Source organism: Methylobacterium sp. SD274 (genome assembly GCF_017355285.1).
GTDB lineage: Bacteria > Pseudomonadota > Alphaproteobacteria > Rhizobiales > Beijerinckiaceae > Methylobacterium.
Map to the genome: position 1 here is coordinate 1 of NZ_JADIJP010000004.1, position 18,605 is coordinate 18,605.

Sequence of the window (18,605 nt, forward strand, 5' to 3'; positions counted from 1 at the left end):
GTCCTTGACGACAGCCCGGATCGGCCGGTGTGCAACCCCTCCGCGGTAAACGGCCGGGCGCTGGTCGAGCTCCCATTCCGATGTCTCGACGTCAACGAGACCGGCGTCGTTGAACTTGAGCAGGTCTCTCTGCTTCCAGTCGGTAACGGTCTTCTTCGATACGCCGCGCCGGCGGGAGAACTCCGCCTGGGTCATGAACTGCGGCGTCGCGGGATCTGCCATGCGACCGTTACCCGTTACCCTGCGTTACCGGGTTTTCGGACCCTGGCGCTAGAAACATTGGGGGCCCCGACCACCCGTATAGGGTTGGAGGCCACAGGGTCCCCGCCGCTCGGATCGGCGCGGTTTGGTTGGCCCTACTGGTCTGGGTTATTGGGGGAGCCGCTGTCTACGGCACCATCGGCATCTTCGCCTCGATCTTGCCCGTTGGCCTTGGAGCCTACCTCGCGGCTATCGCCGCGCAATTCGCTAGGGCGCATCGGGTTAGCGCCTGAAGGAAGGCCGCATAGATGGCGAGCGGTGAGGCTCAATCATTCCGCAGCTCGCTCATCCGGTGTCTTGATGCGAGGCTTAATGGACGGGAGGAAGCGATGCGATCTGATCCCAAAACGATGAACGAGCAGTTCCGGGCGGACTGGTCACGGTTCCATCCAAACCAAGAGCCAACAGGATGGCTTCTGAGGGCCAGACCAATTCCCTGGGTCCGATTTCATGCTCTTCCTGAATCCAAGCGCTATGCCGAGGATGCAGCCGAACGCGCGACGATACTCGCCCGAGCATATATTCTTGCGGCCGAGGTGCTTGGCGAGGGCGCATCTTGCTGGATGATCGCGTCTTATTATTGGTTCGGAGCGAAAGCTGCTGAGGGCGAGCCTACCTTGGAGTGGGTGTATGACGATGATGATGAGGATCTCGGCATATTGCGTAGCGAGGTCAGCTTGACCGAATGGCGTTCAGGTGCACACGACACGTCACTTATGGCGATTGCCGAAGGGCAAACAGCTCATGAGGTTTGGATGGCCAGAGCCACGGGGGAGATCTTTGCGCCATACGATGGCGGCTTTGACCTTTTCCCCTCTGACTGGACGCGCGTGGCCGTCCTGAAGACAAAATGGGCCAGCTGGCTTTCCTCATATCCTGGAGGTTTATGAGGTCGATCTGCCGCCCGTCTTTCTCTGGCTTCGCCACACAGCAGGTACCGGAATCGCCGTGCGGGTGTTTAGGGTTCCTAGGCGAGGCTTGAGGGTGGTGAGGCGGGCCACTGCTCAGTCGCCACCACCGCACGAGCAGCCGTCGCTGGACAACGAGCCACTATCTGACGACGTGGAGCGGCAGGACAAGCTATCGATAGGGTGGGCGCTGTGCCCGCCGGCGCCTGAGATGCCGAGGGGCCAGGGATACCCGCCGCCAGCGCCACTCGTGTCGTTGTCGTAGGACGCGCGGCGGGCGCGATCCTCTGCCTCTCGTAGCCGCTTCTGCTCATCTTCACGTCGACGGTTGAACCTGCCGAACATGGAGCGCCTCGCGATGATCGTGGTACAGACTGACGTGAGGAGCTACGCATGATGCAATCGAATTTCACGATCTACGGTGCCAACATCATTGAGCAGTCCGACGGAACGCTAGCATTCTTATGCTGTGGGCTCTTAGTATCCTTCGAAACCGAAAGCGTTTTCATTTATAGATCGACATATATTGCAGGAAAAGAACCTACTACCTACGTAGAAGATGGCATAGGGATCTCTGTAATTCTTGATATCCCGGACACACTGTCGGTTTGCCGAAACTTACTCAATTCGAGCGAGTTTGAACCCCAAGTTGAACCCATTCCAATTGAAAAAGCTGCGGGCTTCTTAGAACCATTAGAGCACGCTGAGGGCGCTGTAGCCTCTATACCGCAGATTTGCTTGCCAAACCTACAAGCTACATTTCCGACAACCAGAGGGACGATATCCGTTGAGAGGTATAAGCACGGCTCGTTGCACGTGAAGATCCACCCTCATGCATTATGAGAATAAGAATGGCTCATGAACGAGTTGTCGATCTAGAACCGGAGAAGGTTAACCCCCCATTCGGAAAAATCTGTTCAGTGCGATGGTTGGGGGCGCGGGCGCAGAAGTTGCTCCAAACTTATGAGCCCCCCAGGTCTGAGGCGCATGTCAGCCCATAGCCAGGGATGGATGATGAATGTGGTATGGCCTGGAGCAAGACTTCTCGCGTGAATGGACCCCTTCCGCCAACGCTGCATGGGCTGGTAAGCCAGGGATCAACGAGGAGGAGAATTCCATGAAGAAGCTGATTCTGATAGCTGCTGCCATGGTCGTGATGGGCTCGGCCCCAGCGCTGGCAATGGATTGCTGCGGCGGAGCCAAGGGTAAGGCACCGATGTGCGGCAAAGGCTCGATGGCGATGGGCCATAGCGGAATGAAGGCCAAGAAGGGCAGCTGCTGCTGCGAGGGCATGTCCGGTGGCATGAGTAGGAAGCGTGCCTAGTAGCGGAACCCCGGAGCTCAGTGCCCTCCCTGGATGACGTCAACCGGTGATCAAACGATGCCTGCTTCCGAAGGACGGATAGAGGAAGCGTAGGTTCGCCTGCCGGCCAGGTCAGCCCTTCTTTTTGTAGGCCTGAATCGCGTTCTGGCATCCCGGCGACAGCTTCGACATGTTCTTTTGGAAGCAGGCCTGCGTCTCGGGACCATCCTCGGGCGGCATGCCGGCGCAGAAGGTCGTGAAGTCGCCAGCGCATTGCATCTGTAAAGCGGCCTTGTCCTCAGCGGACATCGGTGCGGCCATCGCGGCACTGGCCGCAGCGGTCCCTATTATGAGGCTCAACCCAAAACGTCCGATCATGTTCTGCTCCCTCGACCCCAGATGCTGGGGTCGAAGTCAAGAACTCTGACTTGGGCTGAACCGTTGCACCTCCGATGGCCGCCAGCCCTTTGACCACGCGAGACACGGTCAGACCTGCCTTACATGCTAGGCCTCGTGGACGTGTGTTAGCACTTTGCTATTGTTCAATCGATAGCAAAGTGCTACATAATCAGCATGCGCCAGATTACCTATTACCAAGTAAGCGATCAAGACGCTGAGCCGGACGCCGGCCAACGTCTCCAAGCTGATCCGCGCGAAGGTGAAACAGTACGCCGAGGACCCCGAGTCGCTAGCGAACAACGTCAAGACGCTGCAAGGCCACGAGAACCGCCTGCGTCTTCGCGTTGGAGACTGGCGCGTCCTCTTCAACGAGAACGGCGAGGTCGTCGCCGTTCTGAGGGTTGCTCCGAGAGTGGGAGCTTATGACTAGACGACCTTGGATGGGAGAGACGCCATGAACGCCCAGACCATCGTCACCCCTGCGGGGGAACGCCTCGTGCTCATCCCTGAGGCCGAATATGCCGCCCTTATCGCTGCAGCCAAGGATGCGGCCGACAACGCTGCATTTGACCGCATTGAGAAGCGTCTTGCCTCTGGTGAGGAGGAACTCATCCCCTCCGATATCGTAGACCGCCTTCTTGATGGCGAGAACCGCGTCCGCGTTTGGCGCGAGCATCGTGGCCTGTCAGCGAAGCAGCTTGCCGAGAAGGCCGGGATCGCGAAGCCGTTCCTATCTCAGATCGAAACGGGGAAGCGCGAGGGCACCGTGGACACCCTTCGGAAGATTGCCGATGCGCTATCGCTGACGATCGACGACTTAGTCGGATGATGGTTGCGGCGCTCGGATTCGAACCGAGGACCTCCAGGTTATGAGTCTGGCTCGCTGCCGGACTGCGCTACGCCACGTCGATGAAGTTTCCGTGCAACAGTTCACAGCTACGCATCGCGCGGCAGTTTCCAAGTCTTGCGTAGCATTCGCGGTACCGGCACAACCGCTTGCCGCCAATGCACGCGGCATTGGGGAACGTCATGACCGGGCGAACTCTTGTGGCCGCTGCGCTAGTCGCGGCGAGTGTTAGCGGCTGCGTATCACACCAGGTACGGGACCGTAGCGATTTCCTTGCAGAAGGCGTGAGAACCTACTCAGGCGAGTCGCGGGAGCGTGTGGTTGAGGCCGCTCGAACCGTACTTCAAGTGTCCGATCCTACGGACTTTGAGTTCCGAGATACGCTGACCGGCTTTACCGGCGTTCGGCGCTACGTAATCTACGCAGTTCTTGCCGCAAGCAATGGGCGCGAGAAATGGGAATTCCAGACAGAGCCGGACGGAAAGGCCGTTAAGGCTGCCATCACAGTGTCCGAAGCAGGCGTTGCCACCGGAGGTTACTCTACGACCCCGTACGAAGGACAGATGGCGAGTGTGCCGCTCTATCGCCTTTTCTGGGACCGGGTCGACTACATGCTGGGCAAGCGGCCAGACTGGGTCTCATGTGAGCAGGCAGACGCTGCGCTAAAGGCAGCTGGAACCGGATCGCTCGCCCTCGGCGGTCTGTGCGGTCCGACTAGCGATGGCCGAAACGCACCGCCACCCGAACCGCTTCCGCAATTGCAGCGTGCTGGAAAGACTGCCAGAGCACGCTGAGCATTCCCAACTTCAACGCCGAGGGCATTTCGCGCCCTTGGCCTCAAGCTTTCAAGTAGTACTCCAATGGGGTCAGTTAAATTGAACCAACCTCCAAAGTGGAGAAGCGGCCTCACCCGTCTCCGTCGCGGCTTAACATCGATCCCATGTCGGGAGAGTACAGCGGTGATTGTTCAGAAGCTTGAGTTACTACAACGGCTGGACTTGCGCAATGTTCAATTCGATGGGAGAGGCCCGCCCAAACAGAGAAACTGACACGGCAATTCGATCATCCGGCAGGATCCGCTCCACAGTGGCAGGGAACGAGGCGAACGGCCCGTCGATCACCATCACGCCCTGACCGATCTTGATCCCGATCGGCTCGAGGAGGAGCATGGAGATGCCCTCGCGGACCACGGCGTCGGCAGCCCTATCGATCACCCACTGAACGTCAGCCTCGGTGTCCTCGTCGTCTGGAGCAAGGGCGATGAAGACGAAGTGCTCATCGATGAACCGGCGGCACCCATCGCATTCAGGTTTGGTCCAGAGGTTGCGCGGCTTCTGAAGCATGAAGCCGAGCAGCATGTTCTCCAGGATTGGCCGGACATGCATCTCGGAGGAGGCGATGGCGATCCGCCAGTTGTGCCCCGTCGCCATATTCATCGCGATCTGGGTCATCAGGGCGGTCTTGCCGCCGCCAGGAAGGCCGCTGACCACCACGAAGGCTCCGCGGTAGAGCCGCATGTGATGGTCGAGTTCGCGGAATCCGGTGGTCAGGGCAAGGAGGGGAGGACTCTCCGGAAAGTCGGAGAGCTTGTAGAGGCCTTTCACCGGGAAGGGCTTCGCCTGTTCGATGCAGGCCATGACGGCGTCGGCCCCGAAGTGCTGGAGCACCTCGTTCAGATCCTTCACCGGCCGGAGCACGCCGTCTGCATCCGCCACGCAGGGCTCGGCTGGATAGCTGACGAGGCAGCAACGGGAGCGGCCGAGCCGGCGGGCCAGTTCCTGTCCGAGGCGGCGGCCCGGCTCATCGTTGTCGACGGCAAGGACGAACCGCTTCACCCGCTTCAGGCGGTCCCAGTTGTTGAAGACGTAGCGGTACTTGTCGTCGTGTTCGGGCACCACGTCGTCGGCATTGTCTGGCACCTCTACGAGGTTATCCTGCTCGTCACGGGCCGGAGGGGCGCCGTCGGGAACGGAGACGCTGAAAGGATGACCGGACTGAACGGCGGCGACGGTGTCGAGCTCGCCCTCGGTGATGACCACCGGCGCCTGACCGTTCTGAACCGCCGGGTCGTCGAGGACGGCGACGTTGAAGAACGTCTTTCGAGCACCGGCACGCTGCCAGAACCGTTTCCTGCCGGCAGTGTCCCGCCCCCGGTACTTGGCGTTCACTTCCTCGCCGCCGTCGATGTACGGGAAGACCAGGATGTTGCCGGAGGCATCAGGAACCGGATCGCCACCCTGAGCGCGCTTGGCGCTGTAGATCCCCAAACGTGAGGCGGTCTCGCTGTCGAGGGCCCGGCTTTCGAGCCAGGCGATTGCCATTGGGTTGAGGCTCATCGCTGAAATACTTCCCGCCGCTCAGATCGCAGTTGAGGCACCGAAACCCGACGCCACCGGCGTCGATCGTGACGCCCAGGGAACGGCGTCGACGGTTAGCGGCGTGCTTGGCGCTGACCGAGCATCGAGGGCAGATCGCGTAGTGCCGGCCGGGGGATGTCGACCGCAGGACGATCCCGAATTCGCGAAGGATCTCATCGACCGATCTCACGGCACGTAGCCGCAAGGCCTCGGCTTGGGCGCGTTTGCCTTGGCCTCGGCATCGGCCCTGAAGCGCTCGACCGCGAGCCGCGCCTCCCGATCTCGCTTGGCCAGTGCCCCTGGCACGGCGAAGAACCAGCTCGTCTGGGCGCCGGCCCACCCGGTCAGGCCCGTCAGCTCGGCTCGAAGGTTGATGCTGGGGAACGCGGCTTCCCATTTTCAGAAGTCGGGCTCGTTGAGCCGGATGATGCCACTCTCGAAAAAATATCGTTTCGCCCCCGGCGACGATCGCGAAGCGGCGGCGCGAGTGTCAGGCTCAGGTTTTCAGGAAGAGGCTGAACGGTAGTACCACCCTCCTCTTCTATCTGGATTCTGGCTTCTGGATTCTGGATTCTGGGCTTTATCCTCCCCCTTATCCGGGGGGTTAACCCCCTGGTTAAGGCCGGGGTTACCCCCTCTTTTGCCATTCTCCTTATCTTTCAATGCTTTGGTATTGTCCCGGACCATTCTCCGGCTGTAGATCGTTCCGTCTGCCGTGACCGAGTAGATGCCGTGCAGCGCCAGAGTTGCGAGAGACTTCCGGCATTCTTTGAGGCTCATGCCGACCATCCGGGCGAGGTCGGAAGCGGTTAGAGGAGGCGACGACCAATGCCTTGCTCGATCTGGTCGAGTACTGCCGCGGCGTCGTGCTTCAGACCGTGCCGCTGACGGCGGCCGGATGCCGCGAGCTGGCGCGCTTCGCCGTCGAGTATTTCGAGCATCAGGATGTGCCAATCGACGACGATCATCAGGCCGTCACCAGCCTGATTGCCCGATCGCCATTCCTGGGCGAAGGCGCTTCATTGCATCCGCAGGAAGCCCACAAGGCAGGTGCACCGGTCTCGCCTCACACCACGCTGACCGATGATACGGCTTCAGACCTTTCGTCTGCCTGCGACGCTCTTCTAGCGAGACTGGCTTGGCTCGATCAGCCCGAGAATACGGGCGCTATGACGGAGGACGCCTGGACCGTCGAGATGGGCGCGTGGGGACGCGCCGTGATGAGCCTCGCCACCATCGCTAGGCAGGGAGATCCCCGAGATGCTCGTCGACGGTAGCCCCGCCTTCGCCGGCTGCGCCCTCCACCCCGATCCTGAACATGTCCACGTGGAGAAGGACAAGATCGAGCGCGAGCTTCGACCGTTGCTGCATCGCTCCATGGTCAGGAAACAGCAGCCAGGACCGATACTTGGATAGCCCAACAAGGGACTCTCGGGCCTGAGTCTAGAGGAGCTTCAGGACAAGCAGAGGCAACTCAATGTTAAGGGCATCTGCGCTATGCCCCAGACGAGACACAGACCGGTCGAGACGTGTCTGTCGTTCGTATAAGCGAGATAGTGCCTTGAAACGTCGGGATTTCCTCATCGGGGCGTCCGCCCTTGGCTTGGCCTCCTCGTCTGTCGCGAAGGCCGCCGTATCACCGCACCAGGCGCCGGCAGCAGCGCCCGCGGGAGCCCGGATCGCGCGGGTCGCCATACATCCGGCGATCGGCTTTTCCCGGGTCGGCAATTCCGAAGCCTGGTTTCCCGCACCCGAGGTGCCGGGCCTCCTCGACGAGCCGGAGGGCGGCTTCAAGGATTCCAAAGGCCGCATCAAGAAGCAGGTTCAGCGGTTCCGCCTCTATGGCTACGACGAGGAAGGCCGCGTGGTGCGCGAACTCGACGCGTCCAAGGGCGTCCGCTGGAGCGTCCACGTGGCCAACACCAAGGCGGCCTGGTACGGGTTCATCAACGCGCTCGATCAGGGGCCGGCGGCGCCCGGCATTCCCGGCACCCAGCGCAACCCCCTGGTCCTGGCCGACCGGCGCGACGATCTCCTGGTGATCGACCCCGGCATCGTCGAGATCGGCGGCATCTCCGCCAATGCGGCGGGCAAGGATCCGGCCTGCCGCATGCAGGGTCGGTTCTGGAACACCCTCGATGTCGATCTCGGCCACCTGCGCACCGACGGCAACGGCCGCCTGCTGGTCTTTGCCGCCAACGGCATCTCGCGCACGGCCCTGCCGCAGAACCCGGTGCGCGACTTCACCAACAACGACGGCTGGCACGACGATTGGTGCGACGGCTGGGTACAGGCCAGGGTCGAGATCGACGGCGCCTCCGTACCCTGCGAACCGGCCTGGATCGTCTGCTGCGGTCCGAAATTCGCGCCCCAGCTCGAACCCATCGTCACCCTCTACGACGCCGCCCGCGAAGCGATGGTCGAGCTCGGCCATCTGAAGGCCCCCTCCGATACCGTCTCGTTCCGGCGCGACGTGCTGCCGATCCTGCGCCGGGCCGGCACCATGCAATGGGTGGCCACGTCCTCGTTCCTCGGCGCGGCCTGGAACCAGATCGGCGACCTCTCCAGTCCGGCGCTCATCGCCAAGCTGGCGCGTCCCCATGAAGAGGGCCGCGCGATGCGGCAGAACGTTCTCCAGGCCTTCCGCCGTCCGGGCGGCGAGGACCAGCGGGCCGCCGCCATGCCGATCATGCTGGGCGACGGGGTGAATTACCCGGAGAGCCAGCGCACCTGGCTCACCCTCACGCCGACCCAGTACCGTCAGCTCGAACTCTGGGCGGATGGAAAATTCGCCGACGATTACGAAGACGCGGCCGCCGATTCCGTCACGCGCCTCGACGACCTGCCGCTCGCCCTCCGGCCGGAGGCCCTCACCCGCGCCGCGCTCGATGCCTGCTCGGGGGGAGCCTTCCACCCCGGGGTCGAGATCACGTGGCCGATCCGTCATGCCGCCCTCTATCGCGGCCGTGACGAGACGAAGCTGCCCTTCCGCATCAAGATCTCGGATCGACCGGGCCTGATCCAGGATCTCGGCCTGCAGCTCAATGCCACCAACGTGTTCGCGGGCAATCCCGCCAAGCCGCGCGAAGGGGCTCCCATCGGCCCGCAGGCCCCCGGCGACCTGACCCGCTGGATGGGTGTGCCGTGGCAGGGCGACGCTTTCAGCTGTCAGGCGGTTCTGACAGCCTCGGGCTTCCCCACCCCGGTCTGGTGGCCCGCGCTGCTGCCGGTGGATGTCCTGCCGGAGACTTTCTACGAGCACGTCATGCGCACCGATCTCAGCGACGAGGAGCGTTTGCGCTTCTACCATGCGCGGGTGCCTTGGGCGCGGGGCGCGGCCGGTATCGGGCTTCACGTGGAGGCGGGCTACACCGATGGCCTGCGCCGTATGATCGAGCTGTGGACCCGCATGGGTGTCCTCGTCCGCCGCCCCGGCCCCAAGGGCCTGACCGGCGTTCCGGAGGTGATCTACGTGGAGACCCAGCGCGGCTCCATGGACATCGCAGCCCCGTTCCCCCGCCGCTGAGCGCGCGGCGCGTGGACCGTATCGTGGTCGTCGGGGCGGGAGTCGCCGGCCTGTCCGCAGTCCGGCGACTCGTCGTCGCCGGACATTCTCCCGTTCTCGTCGCGCCGAATCGCGTCGTGCCGAGCCGCGGGGAAACGCTCTCCGCCACGGCAGCTTCGTTTCTGGACGGGCTCGGCTGGTCCGCCCTGATCGACGGCGGCACCGCCATGGCCAGTCAAGGACGCTTCTCGATCTGGGGTGACAGCGCCCTGCGCAGGGCGGCCGGGCACGAGCACGGCGCCCATATCGACCGCTCCCTCCTCGAAGGACGGATGGCGGCGTCTCTGGCTGAAAGCGGGATCGAGCGCCTGGCGGAGGCCGTGGTCGGCCTGGAGCATCTTCCCCGCGGCGTCCGCATCGGTTTGGCCGACGGGCAATGGCTCGATGCGGCGGCGGTGATCGATGCGAGCGGCCGGGCCGCGCTCTCGGCTGGACCGACCGCACACCGGCGGCGCCTCGACCGGCTCGTCTGCGCCTATCAGGTGCACGACGTGCCCGATGATGCCGAGCTTGCCGCCGCGACCCTGGTGGAGGCGGTGGAGCCGGGCTGGTGGTACATGGCGCCGATGCCGGGCCGGCGCATGATGATCGGCCTGTTCACCGATTCCGATCTTCTGCCCGCAGGGGCGGCGAAGGATGGCAAGCTCTGGGCGGATGCGGCCAGGGAAACCATCGCCATCGCCGCCCGCCTGGAGAGCCTGGACCTCGACACCGCCTGTGCCTCGCTGTCTCCCCAAGTTGCGCCGGCGGCCTCGATCGTGCCGACCCACTTGGTCGAGGGGCGTGTCCTGCGCTCGGGCGATGCGGCGGCCTCCCTCGATCCGCTCGGGGCGAACGGTCTCGCGACGGCGCTCTGGAGCGGCATCCAGGCCGCGGACGCCGCGCTGGCCCTCATCGCCGACGATCCGGCTCCGGCACTCGCCTACGAGCGCGCCTTTCTCGAAGGCATCGCGCATCACCTCTCCGGGCAGCGGACCCTCTACGCCGCCGAGCGACGCTTTACCGACGCTCCCTTCTGGTCCCGCCGGCATGCTTTCCCCTGAATCCGAGGATGATTCCATGAGACCCGTTTTTCGCTCCCTGCTCACCGCGCTTCTCGCGGTGCTCGTTCCCGTCGCGGCTTGCGCCGACGAGACACGCCGCGTCGAGATCCTCGCTCCGAACGCAGAGACGATCACCCCCAGCGGCACCTGGAGCATCGGCGCACGGGCGGGAGATTTCGTGTTCATCGGCGGGATGCGCGGTGTCGACCGGACCACCGGCGAACTCATCGAGGGCGAGGAGGCCCGCATCCGCCGCATGTTCGACAACATGCTCGCCGCCGCCGCGGTGGCGGGTGCAACGAAGTCCGATGCCGTTCGCCTGACGGTGTTCGTCACGGACGTCGCCCGGCTGCGTCCGATCGTCAACAAAGTACAGAAAGACATCTGGGGTGACGGTCCATATCCACCCCGCACCGTTCTCGAGGTTCCCCGCCTCGACCAGAACGACATCGCCGAGATCGACGGCACCTTCTACCGACCCATCGTCAAATGACGACATTCCGGCGGTGGCCGTAAGGCGCGGTCGAACCTTTCGATCAAGCTCATGAGAACGCTGGAGCTGCGCCCGACCAGTTTGGGTCGGGTGCAGCTCCGCGCTTTTGTTTACCGTGCTCATTTTCGCCGAACCGGCATCCACTTCGGCGGTGAGCGCTCTCGGCCGCATGGACGGAGTGGCGAAGACGTCGGTGCCAAGGAGGGCGATACGCCGTTCTTGCAGGGCAAGGACACATCCAAGTCTGCCGGCAAACTGAACTTCGATGCCATCGAGACAATCTCTGTCGCCGACGGTGCGTGCCCCGACCTGACCGGCATCCTGCCGATGCGCTCGTCGAGGGACGGTTGCCCACGGGTTTCGCGGTCCGCGACGAAGCCGATCTGCCGACATAGGCACGCAACGCAGCGGGGTGTGAGACTGTTCGATCACGCCCCTCTCGCATGTCATCAAGGCCAAGCCTCAAGTCGGTCCGGAGCGGAAAACGCCCATCCCGGCCATAGAGCGATCCAGACCGGGCTATCGAATAGCTCATACGCAGCCGAACCACGTATTGGTCGGCTCGAATACGTTAGCCGATACAATATTTTATCGCTATGCACCTCATCTATGCTGCGTTGCATCAATCGATGACCATGCCATCCAATCCATCAAAGTCATCATGACTGATTAAATATTTCATTAAGTACCCTATCCTACATATCCCAGATATCAATTGCGGAACCCAGTCTTTCGCGGAACGGTATCGGGGTAGGTGAAGCTTATCTGCCCAGGCGACAAGCCTGCCCATGCCAAGCGATCGAGCATGGTCTTCAAACTAACCAGCTGGTCACAGTCCCTTGGGTTGGAGAATATTATGGCAACCGTATCGATTCTTACCAATACCGGTTTCGACGTCCGCGATTTCTTCCTGCCCAATCTCGGCGATGCCGACAGCGTCACGTTCACGGGTCTGATCGACAGTGTCGGCGACCTCCTCCTCGGCGGCAACCGCACGGATACGTTCGAGGTTCTCACCGTCGAAGCGAACGGACTCACGTACAATTATACCGGCAATTGGGAGATCGAAGCCTCGACTGGCCTCTCTACGGGGACGGTATCGGCCAGCGGCGGCTATGACGGCGTCGAGGTGAAGCTCGGCGATACGGTCCTGGCGACGCTCGACCTGCCATTCCAGCCGGTCGACCTCGGGACGGAAACCAATGCCGGCATTCTCTCGAACGTTGTGAACCTCGCCACGGATCTCGTGGGCGAGACCGTGGATCTCCTCCTCGGAACCCTGGACGAGACCGTCTCCCTGGTCGGGCTCAACCTCGACGCCACGCCCGATCTCATCGACATCGTCATCGATGCCGGTGGCACCCAGACGGGCGGCGACGGCAACGACACGCTGCGAGGCGGCATCGGTGGGGATACCCTCAATGGGGGGGCCGGAAACGACACCATGATCGGTGGCCGCGGCGACGATACCTACATCGTCGATTCGGCCGGCGACACCGTGGTGGAGGATGCCGACGAAGGCGAGGACACCGTTCGCTCCTCGGTGACCTATACGCTTCCCGACAACGTCGAGAACCTCGTCCTCACCGGCACCGGGTCCATCGACGGGACGGGCAACAGCCTCGACAACAGCATCGTCGGCAATGGTGGGGACAACCGTCTCGATGGCGCAGGCGGCAACGACCGCCTCACCGCACGCGGCGGCGACGACGTCCTCATCGGTGGCACCGGCGACGACATCATGCGTGGCGGGGCCGGTGACGACGTCTACGTCGTGGATTCCACGGGCGATCAGGTCATCGAGGCCGCCGACGAGGGCAACGACACCGTCCGCTCCTCGGTGACCTACAGCCTCGGCGCCAATGTCGAGAACGTCATTCTCACCGGATCCGGCGCCATCGACGCTACCGGAACCGGCGGCGCCGACGGCCTGACCGGCAATACCGGTGACAATCGTCTCGACGGGGGCAGCGGCGACGACACGCTATCTGGACGCGCGGGCAACGACACCCTTGTCGGGGGGGCCGGCGCGGACACGATGCGCGGGGGCACCGGCAGCGACACCTACGTGGTCGACGATGCCGGCGATCGAGTCATCGAGTTGACCCAAGAAGGCAACGATACCGTTCGCTCCTCGATCGACTACACCCTTGGGGCCAATGTGGAGCGGCTCGTACTGACGGGAGCCGGGGATCTCGACGGGACGGGCAACACTCTGAACAACGCCATCTTCGGCACCGGCGGGGACAACGTGCTCAATGGTGGCGGCGGCAACGACATCCTGTTCGGCAAGGGCGGAGCCGACATTCTCGACGGTGGAACCGGCAACGACACAATGCATGGCGGTCTCGGCGACGACACCTACTTCGTTGACAGGGTCGGCGATAAGATCGTGGAGCTCCTGGGCGAGGGCAACGACACGGTCTACTCCTCGGTGACCTACAGCCTCTCCGGAAATGTCGAGAACCTCGTGCTGACGGGCTCTCGCAACGTCAGCGGCACTGGCAATGCCCTCGACAATGACATCACCGGCAACGACGGCAGCAACCGTCTGAGCGGCGGTGCTGGCGACGACGTGCTGACAGGTAACGGCGGCAACGACACCCTGCTCGGAGGCAGCGGCGCCGACACCATGCGCGGGGGCACCGGCAACGACACCTACGTCATCGACAATGCTGGGGATCGCGCCACCGAGCAGCCGGGCAAAGGTTTCGACACGATCCGCTCGACCGTCAGCCACACGATGGAAGCCAACACCGAGAAGATGGTTCTCAGTGGAACCGCGGATCTCATAGCCAACGGCAATGCCGGCAACAACCAGATCTACGGCAATGCCGGCGACAACGAGATCTACGGTGGCGATGGTCGCGACCTCCTCTATGGCCGTACCGGAGCCGACACGTTCGTCTTCAAGGACGTGACCGACAGTGACGTCGCTGTCGGCGGACGCGACATCATCAAGGACTTCGATTTCGCCGCCGGCGACCGCATCGACCTGAGCGCGATTGACGCGAACGGCGCGCAGGACGGAAACCAGAGCTTCGACTTCGTTGGAACCGATGCCTTCTCGGGCGAGGCGGGTGAACTGCGAATGAAGTTCGGTGGCGGCAACACCCTGATACAGGGTGACACCAACGGCGATGGAGGGGCGGACTTCGCCGTCATCCTCCAAGGCCATCATGTCCTCGACAGCGGATCCTTCATCGTCTGACGGTCCGAGCCTCCGAGAATGACCAGGGAAGGGCGAGGGGCCGGTGGCTCCCCGTCCTTTTTCAACGATCTCGGAGCGTCATCGCGCTCCAGAGAACAGGTGTACGATTACAATCGTCGCCGGCATCGATGTCGATCATGAGATGATCCCGCTCCGTTTTCCCGAGACACAGCGATGTCGGATCCCGGTAATCTTCGGCATTCTGCGCTTGACGCTGGTATACCAGAAGGCACATGGTGTGAGTGCTCCTCGTGAGGAGCCTTCCTATGAGCAAAACTTTACCCGCCCGGCGTGAGCCGAGGCGGGTTTTTTCGTCGCTCCGCAACCCGCGACGCACTCGGCCGTTGGCGAACCGGGAAAGGGCGCTGCCTGCGCACGGTTCCGTCGCCACCGGCGAGGAGGCGGGAACCCGGCCTCCGCGCCCCCTCCTCTCTCCCTGGAAGCGAGGCGTGCCGTGAACGACAACGAACATGCCGTCTACGCCATCGCCCCGGAACTCGGCGGCTGGACGGTCTACGACACGAAGACCCTGGAGCCCGCCATGGTGGACGGCATTCGACAGGTCGGATTGTGCCGTGATGCCGCTCACGCCCTCGCCGGCAGCCTGAACGCCATGGAACGGACGGTGCCCGGATCGTCGATCCCCCTTCCCGATGAAGAACCATAGGGTTTCCGAACCCGGGCTCTCGACGGCAAGGCCCACACGCGGCTTGCCGTTTCGGAACCCGAGGCGACCACGGGCCCAAACAAGGTTCGATCATGTGCAGGCCGAGCGCCATGCGGCTTTTCTTGTCTCTGTTTCCGTCATGAAGCGTCATCAAGGCAGCGGTTCCGACAAGTCGACGCAGTCTATTCCACCCGAATTCCTGGGGTCGCGTCACAGAGACAGAGCGAGCATTGCCGAACCCGGAGGATATCGCGGACGTTAGGCAACGACATCGGAATAGGATCCGCGAATGGGACAATGCTGGCCGAACCGTATCTGGATCGTTCGCCACGGCGAGAGCGCCGGCAACGTCGCGAGCGAGGCCGCGCATGGGGCCAATCGCGCGCGGATCGATATCGCCGAGCGCGACGTCGACGTCCCCTTGAGCCGACGGGGCGAGGAACAGGCCGACGCGCTGGGCCGATGGTTCGCGACGTTCCCCCCAGATGAGCGGCCGGAGACGGTGCTGACTTCGCCCTATAGGCGGGCGCGGCAGACCGCATCCCGCATCCGCGCCGCAAGCGGCTTGGCGCATGAGGCGCCGGAGGATCTCGTCGATGAGCGGCTCCGCGAGAAGGAGCTCGGCATCCTCGACCGCCTGACCCGCTCGGGCGTCGAACAGCTGCATCCCGAACAGGCCGAGATGCGCCGGCGCCTGGGTAAATTCTATCACCGGCCACCATCCGGCGAGAGCTGGTGCGACGTCATCCTGCGTCTCAGGAGCGCGCTCGACACGGTGTCCCTGCATCACGGCGAGAAGCGCGTCCTCATCGTCGCGCATCAGGTCGTGGTTCTATGCCTGCGCTATCTGCTGGAGGAAATGACCGAGGCGGAGATTCTCACCATCGATGCCGCTGGCGACGTCGTGAACTGCTCCGTCACGGAATACAGCTTTCAACCTGAGGAGAAGACGACGGGTAAGCTGAGGCTGGAACGCTACAATTTCGTGGCGCCCCTGTTCGAGGCGGGCGCACCCGTCACCTCCGAACCCGACGCGAACGTGGCGGCCCGGTAATGGAAACGCAGAGCCTCACCCTCGCCCGGCTCCGGACGCTTCGGCTTCCCATCCCCCATGAGGGCAGCAAGGACGAACGCGGCAGCGCCTTCGTCCTCGGCGGCTCCACGGAAGTGCCCGGGGCCGCCCTCCTGGCAGGGGTCGCGGCTCTCAGGGCCGGCGCGGGCAAGCTGAAGATCGCCACCGTCCGCAGCGTGGCCATCCCCCTGGCCCTCGCGATTCCCGAAGCCATGGTCGTCGGCCTGCCGGAAACGCCATCGGGCGGCGTCGAGGCCCAGGGCGCCCTCGATCGGCTGCTGGCGGTGACGAAGGGCTGCGTTGCCATCCTGATCGGACCCGGCATGGTCGAGGACCAGGAAACAACCGCTCTGACGATGGCTTTGCTGAAGCAGCACTCGTCCGCCGCCTTCATCCTCGATGCCGCTGCCATCTGTGGGCTCGGTGCCCACGCGGCCGACATCCGCGCTTTCGGAAGCCGGGCCGTCATCACGCCCCATGCCGGTGAGATGGCCCAGTTGCTGGATCGCAGCCGGGATGAGATCGAGGCCGATCCGTTGCGCGCGGCCGTCGACGCAGCGGCTTCGCTACAGGTCGTCGTGGTGATGAAAGGTGCCAAGACCTGGATCGTGGATCCGCAGGGCGCGCACTGGTTCTACGAGGGCGGCGGCATCGGCTTGGCGACGTCCGGTTCCGGCGATGCCCTGGCGGGTCTCGTGGTCGGGCTCCTCGCCCGAGGAGCCGCTCCCCTCACCGCGGCCCTCTGGGGGGTCTATCTGCACGGCGAAGCGGGACATCGCCTTGCCGCCGATATCGGCCCGCTGGGTTTCCTCGCGCGGGAGATCTCCGGCCTCGCCCCCGGACTGCTTCAGGAGGCAGCGGACGATTCTGCCACGGCGCCTTGAAGCCAACCACCGGCGTGGCTCGACCGGGCGTCGGCGGGGGAGCTAGGCTGGCGGCGAAAGGTTCCCCGCACGGCAGCGCTCTTCATAGTTTTCCCCGAAATCCCGACGTTTCTTTTTTGGGACCCGCAAGGCAACGCGAGCGTTCATAGGAGACGGACAGCGCTGCGACGCGTCGGTATCAAATAAGACATTCGACAAAGTGGGATGGTATCTATGGCCGCCAAGCAGAAAACCTTGCACGATGCGTTCTACGAGACGCTCAAGGACGTCTATTACGCTGAGAGGCAATCCGTTCGCGCTCTGAAGAAGTCGGCCAAGGCCGCCGAGCACGACGAGTTGCGTCAGGCGTTCGAGACCCATGCCGAGGAAAGCGCCGTGCAGGTCGAGCGCCTCCAGCAGGTGTTCGAGATCATCGGCAAGTCCGCGCGCTCGAAGACCTGTGAGGCCATGCAGGGCCTGACCGCCGAGATGGAAGAAGATCTCGAGGATTTCGGCGGCAGCCCGGCGGCGGATGCGGTCCTGATCGGCTGCGCCCAGGCCGTCGAGCACTACGAAATCGCGCGCTACGGCACCCTGAAGACCTGGGCGAGCCAGCTCGGCTACGAAGATGCCGCCAAGCTCCTCGACGAGACCCTTCAGGAGGAGAAGAAGACCGACGAGCTCCTGACGCAGATCGCACAGAGCATCAATGTCGAAGGGTCGGACGAGGCTCCGGCCGAGGACGAGGCGCCCCCCCGGAAGAAGGGCGCCAAGGCCAAGGCCGAATAAGGAGTTCCGATCATGGTCGATCCCAGCAAGATCCAGGACCATATGCCGGTCATCGGTTCGGATGGCGGGCATGTTGGCACGGTGGATCATCTCGATGGGCAGCGCATCAAGCTCACCAGGACCGATCCCGAGGCCAAGGGTCAGCACCACTTCATCCATGTCGACTCCATCGACACGGTGGAGGACGGCACGGTGAAGCTGAACCGAACCACCGCCCAAGCCAAGGACGAATGGGGCACGGCGGAATAAGGCCGGGTCTCCGACAGACGTTCGAAGGGGTTGCCATCACGGCAACCCCTTTTCGTTTCGATCAGGGAACATTTCGGGGCGGGAAGCCCACCGGTGAAGAGATCCGCGAGGGAGAGGGAGGCGCAGGGTTTCCTGCCCCTCGGTGGACAACCTCGGGACCAAGGTGCCGTTGCGGGCTCCGTGAACGCCGGGCTGGGTAATGGCCTCAGTGCCTCCGCCGTTTGGGAGGTGCTCACAACGCAAGGTCACCTTCGACGCGCATGGCCGTCGCGATAAGGAACTGTTCGCTGGCGAATTCTGCACACACGCCATTCAGGGTGGCGGGATGATGCACCTCACCGTCCGGATTGCTGTCCTGGCCGTGCGGTCCTTCGGTTCGGGCGATTAGGCCGGCAAGTAGAGCAGACGGGCGCTTGCCGCCCAATGGTCGCGCCACTGCCGCTGACCTTGTGGGCGGTCAGGTTGTCGAGCACGACCGTGTCACCGTGCTTCAAGGTCGGCACCAAGGTCTCTTCGACATAGCGGCGGAAGCAGATCCCGGTGATCGGTCCGTCTAGGAGCGGCGTATCGAGGATCAG

Annotated in this window: 18 protein-coding genes, 1 tRNA gene and 2 pseudogenes; 15 read left to right on the forward strand and 6 right to left on the reverse strand. The window is 63.4% G+C overall.

The window, feature by feature from the left end; all coding sequences use genetic code 11:
* A pseudogene (locus IPV08_RS05050) lies at positions 1-222 on the reverse strand (hypothetical protein); the annotation flags it as partial.
* Between the two features lie 389 nt (positions 223-611).
* Between IPV08_RS05050 and IPV08_RS05055 the strand changes: the two are divergent.
* From IPV08_RS05055 to IPV08_RS05065, 3 genes are all read left to right on the forward strand, one after another.
* Positions 612-1,151: a hypothetical protein gene (locus IPV08_RS05055; protein WP_207411029.1), complete on the forward strand. Its 540-nt coding sequence runs from the start codon at positions 612-614 to the stop codon at positions 1,149-1,151.
* A 411-nt stretch (positions 1,152-1,562) separates the two neighbouring features.
* The gene (locus IPV08_RS05060) at positions 1,563-2,012 is read left to right on the forward strand and encodes a hypothetical protein (protein ID WP_207411030.1); all 450 of its coding nucleotides are present in this window, start codon (positions 1,563-1,565) and stop codon (positions 2,010-2,012) included.
* Between the two features lie 274 nt (positions 2,013-2,286).
* A complete protein-coding gene (locus IPV08_RS05065) occupies positions 2,287-2,493 on the forward strand; it encodes a hypothetical protein (RefSeq protein WP_207411031.1) in 207 nt (68 codons plus the stop codon).
* A 111-nt stretch (positions 2,494-2,604) separates the two neighbouring features.
* On the opposite strand, the gene IPV08_RS05070 is transcribed toward IPV08_RS05065, so the two are convergent.
* The gene (locus tag IPV08_RS05070; RefSeq protein WP_246747808.1) at positions 2,605-2,793 is read right to left on the reverse strand and encodes a hypothetical protein; all 189 of its coding nucleotides are present in this window, start codon (positions 2,791-2,793) and stop codon (positions 2,605-2,607) included.
* A gap of 322 nt (positions 2,794-3,115) precedes the next feature.
* Here IPV08_RS05070 and IPV08_RS05075 point away from each other — a divergent pair, with 322 nt between their 5' ends.
* Both IPV08_RS05075 and IPV08_RS05080 read left to right on the forward strand, forming a co-directional pair.
* Positions 3,116-3,301 carry a type II toxin-antitoxin system RelE/ParE family toxin gene (locus tag IPV08_RS05075; protein ID WP_348646082.1) on the forward strand — a complete coding sequence of 62 codons (186 nt, stop codon included), beginning with the start codon at positions 3,116-3,118 and terminating at the stop codon, positions 3,299-3,301.
* Positions 3,302-3,325: 24 nt separating this feature from the next.
* Positions 3,326-3,700 carry a helix-turn-helix transcriptional regulator gene (locus IPV08_RS05080; protein WP_207411033.1) on the forward strand — a complete coding sequence of 125 codons (375 nt, stop codon included), beginning with the start codon at positions 3,326-3,328 and terminating at the stop codon, positions 3,698-3,700.
* Here IPV08_RS05080 and IPV08_RS05085 read toward each other — a convergent pair.
* The 3 genes from IPV08_RS05085 to IPV08_RS05095 all read right to left on the reverse strand — a co-directional run bounded on the left by IPV08_RS05085 (position 3,701) and on the right by IPV08_RS05095 (position 6,855).
* Positions 3,701-3,777, reverse strand: a tRNA-Met gene (locus tag IPV08_RS05085). It abuts the gene before it with no gap.
* A gap of 924 nt (positions 3,778-4,701) precedes the next feature.
* A complete protein-coding gene (locus IPV08_RS05090; RefSeq protein WP_207411034.1) occupies positions 4,702-6,054 on the reverse strand; it encodes a DnaB-like helicase C-terminal domain-containing protein in 1,353 nt (450 codons plus the stop codon).
* Between the two features lie 525 nt (positions 6,055-6,579).
* Positions 6,580-6,855: a hypothetical protein gene (locus tag IPV08_RS05095; RefSeq protein WP_207411035.1), complete on the reverse strand. Its 276-nt coding sequence runs from the start codon at positions 6,853-6,855 to the stop codon at positions 6,580-6,582.
* Positions 6,856-6,908: 53 nt separating this feature from the next.
* Between IPV08_RS05095 and IPV08_RS05100 the strand changes: the two genes are divergently transcribed.
* The 10 genes from IPV08_RS05100 to IPV08_RS05145 all read left to right on the forward strand — a co-directional run bounded on the left by IPV08_RS05100 (position 6,909) and on the right by IPV08_RS05145 (position 18,027).
* A complete protein-coding gene (locus IPV08_RS05100) occupies positions 6,909-7,352 on the forward strand; it encodes a hypothetical protein (RefSeq protein ID WP_207411036.1) in 444 nt (147 codons plus the stop codon).
* Between the two features lie 284 nt (positions 7,353-7,636).
* Entirely contained in the window at positions 7,637-9,601 is a 1,965-nt protein-coding gene (goxA, locus tag IPV08_RS05105; RefSeq protein WP_207411037.1) for a CTQ-dependent glycine oxidase GoxA, read from the forward strand.
* 11 nt (positions 9,602-9,612) lie between these two features.
* Positions 9,613-10,683, forward strand: coding sequence for a tryptophan 7-halogenase (locus tag IPV08_RS05110; protein ID WP_207411038.1), 1,071 nt, complete (start codon positions 9,613-9,615; stop codon positions 10,681-10,683).
* Between the two features lie 16 nt (positions 10,684-10,699).
* The gene (locus IPV08_RS05115; protein ID WP_207411039.1) at positions 10,700-11,176 is read left to right on the forward strand and encodes a RidA family protein; all 477 of its coding nucleotides are present in this window, start codon (positions 10,700-10,702) and stop codon (positions 11,174-11,176) included.
* Positions 11,177-12,032: 856 nt separating this feature from the next.
* Positions 12,033-14,387 carry a calcium-binding protein gene (locus tag IPV08_RS05120; protein ID WP_207411040.1) on the forward strand — a complete coding sequence of 785 codons (2,355 nt, stop codon included), beginning with the start codon at positions 12,033-12,035 and terminating at the stop codon, positions 14,385-14,387.
* A gap of 454 nt (positions 14,388-14,841) precedes the next feature.
* Positions 14,842-15,054 (forward strand): hypothetical protein, encoded by a 213-nt coding sequence (locus tag IPV08_RS05125; RefSeq protein WP_056422550.1) that lies wholly within the window; start codon positions 14,842-14,844, stop codon positions 15,052-15,054.
* Positions 15,055-15,343: 289 nt separating this feature from the next.
* A complete protein-coding gene (locus tag IPV08_RS05130) occupies positions 15,344-16,108 on the forward strand; it encodes a histidine phosphatase family protein (protein ID WP_207411041.1) in 765 nt (254 codons plus the stop codon).
* Positions 16,108-17,010: an NAD(P)H-hydrate dehydratase gene (locus IPV08_RS05135; protein WP_207411042.1), complete on the forward strand. Its 903-nt coding sequence runs from the start codon at positions 16,108-16,110 to the stop codon at positions 17,008-17,010. Before IPV08_RS05130 ends, IPV08_RS05135 begins: the two co-directional genes overlap by 1 nt.
* Before the next feature lie 213 nt (positions 17,011-17,223).
* On the forward strand, positions 17,224-17,778 hold the full coding sequence (locus tag IPV08_RS05140; RefSeq protein ID WP_056422562.1) for a ferritin-like domain-containing protein: 555 nt from the start codon (positions 17,224-17,226) through the stop codon (positions 17,776-17,778).
* A gap of 12 nt (positions 17,779-17,790) precedes the next feature.
* Entirely contained in the window at positions 17,791-18,027 is a 237-nt protein-coding gene (locus tag IPV08_RS05145; protein ID WP_056422565.1) for a DUF2171 domain-containing protein, read from the forward strand.
* A gap of 387 nt (positions 18,028-18,414) precedes the next feature.
* Here the strand turns inward: IPV08_RS05145 and IPV08_RS24455 are convergent.
* Positions 18,415-18,590, reverse strand: a pseudogene (locus IPV08_RS24455) (IS630 family transposase); the annotation flags it as partial.
* Positions 18,591-18,605: the final 15 nt, after the last annotated feature.

What these genes read in the sequence shown, in the direction of transcription:
- IPV08_RS05055 (WP_207411029.1), top strand. Translation starts at nt 612, where the DNA reads ATGAACGAGCAGTTCCGGGCGGACTGGTCACGGTTCCATCCAAACCAA.
- IPV08_RS05060 (WP_207411030.1), top strand. Translation starts at nt 1,563, where the DNA reads ATGATGCAATCGAATTTCACGATCTACGGTGCCAACATCATTGAGCAG.
- IPV08_RS05065 (WP_207411031.1), top strand. Translation starts at nt 2,287, where the DNA reads ATGAAGAAGCTGATTCTGATAGCTGCTGCCATGGTCGTGATGGGCTCG.
- IPV08_RS05070 (WP_246747808.1), bottom strand. Translation starts at nt 2,793, where the DNA reads ATGGCCGCACCGATGTCCGCTGAGGACAAGGCCGCTTTACAGATGCAA.
- IPV08_RS05080 (WP_207411033.1), top strand. Translation starts at nt 3,326, where the DNA reads ATGAACGCCCAGACCATCGTCACCCCTGCGGGGGAACGCCTCGTGCTC.
- IPV08_RS05090 (WP_207411034.1), bottom strand. Translation starts at nt 6,054, where the DNA reads ATGAGCCTCAACCCAATGGCAATCGCCTGGCTCGAAAGCCGGGCCCTC.
- IPV08_RS05095 (WP_207411035.1), bottom strand. Translation starts at nt 6,855, where the DNA reads ATGAGCCTCAAAGAATGCCGGAAGTCTCTCGCAACTCTGGCGCTGCAC.
- IPV08_RS05115 (WP_207411039.1), top strand. Translation starts at nt 10,700, where the DNA reads ATGAGACCCGTTTTTCGCTCCCTGCTCACCGCGCTTCTCGCGGTGCTC.
- IPV08_RS05120 (WP_207411040.1), top strand. Translation starts at nt 12,033, where the DNA reads ATGGCAACCGTATCGATTCTTACCAATACCGGTTTCGACGTCCGCGAT.
- IPV08_RS05130 (WP_207411041.1), top strand. Translation starts at nt 15,344, where the DNA reads ATGGGACAATGCTGGCCGAACCGTATCTGGATCGTTCGCCACGGCGAG.
- IPV08_RS05135 (WP_207411042.1), top strand. Translation starts at nt 16,108, where the DNA reads ATGGAAACGCAGAGCCTCACCCTCGCCCGGCTCCGGACGCTTCGGCTT.
- IPV08_RS05140 (WP_056422562.1), top strand. Translation starts at nt 17,224, where the DNA reads ATGGCCGCCAAGCAGAAAACCTTGCACGATGCGTTCTACGAGACGCTC.
- IPV08_RS05145 (WP_056422565.1), top strand. Translation starts at nt 17,791, where the DNA reads ATGGTCGATCCCAGCAAGATCCAGGACCATATGCCGGTCATCGGTTCG.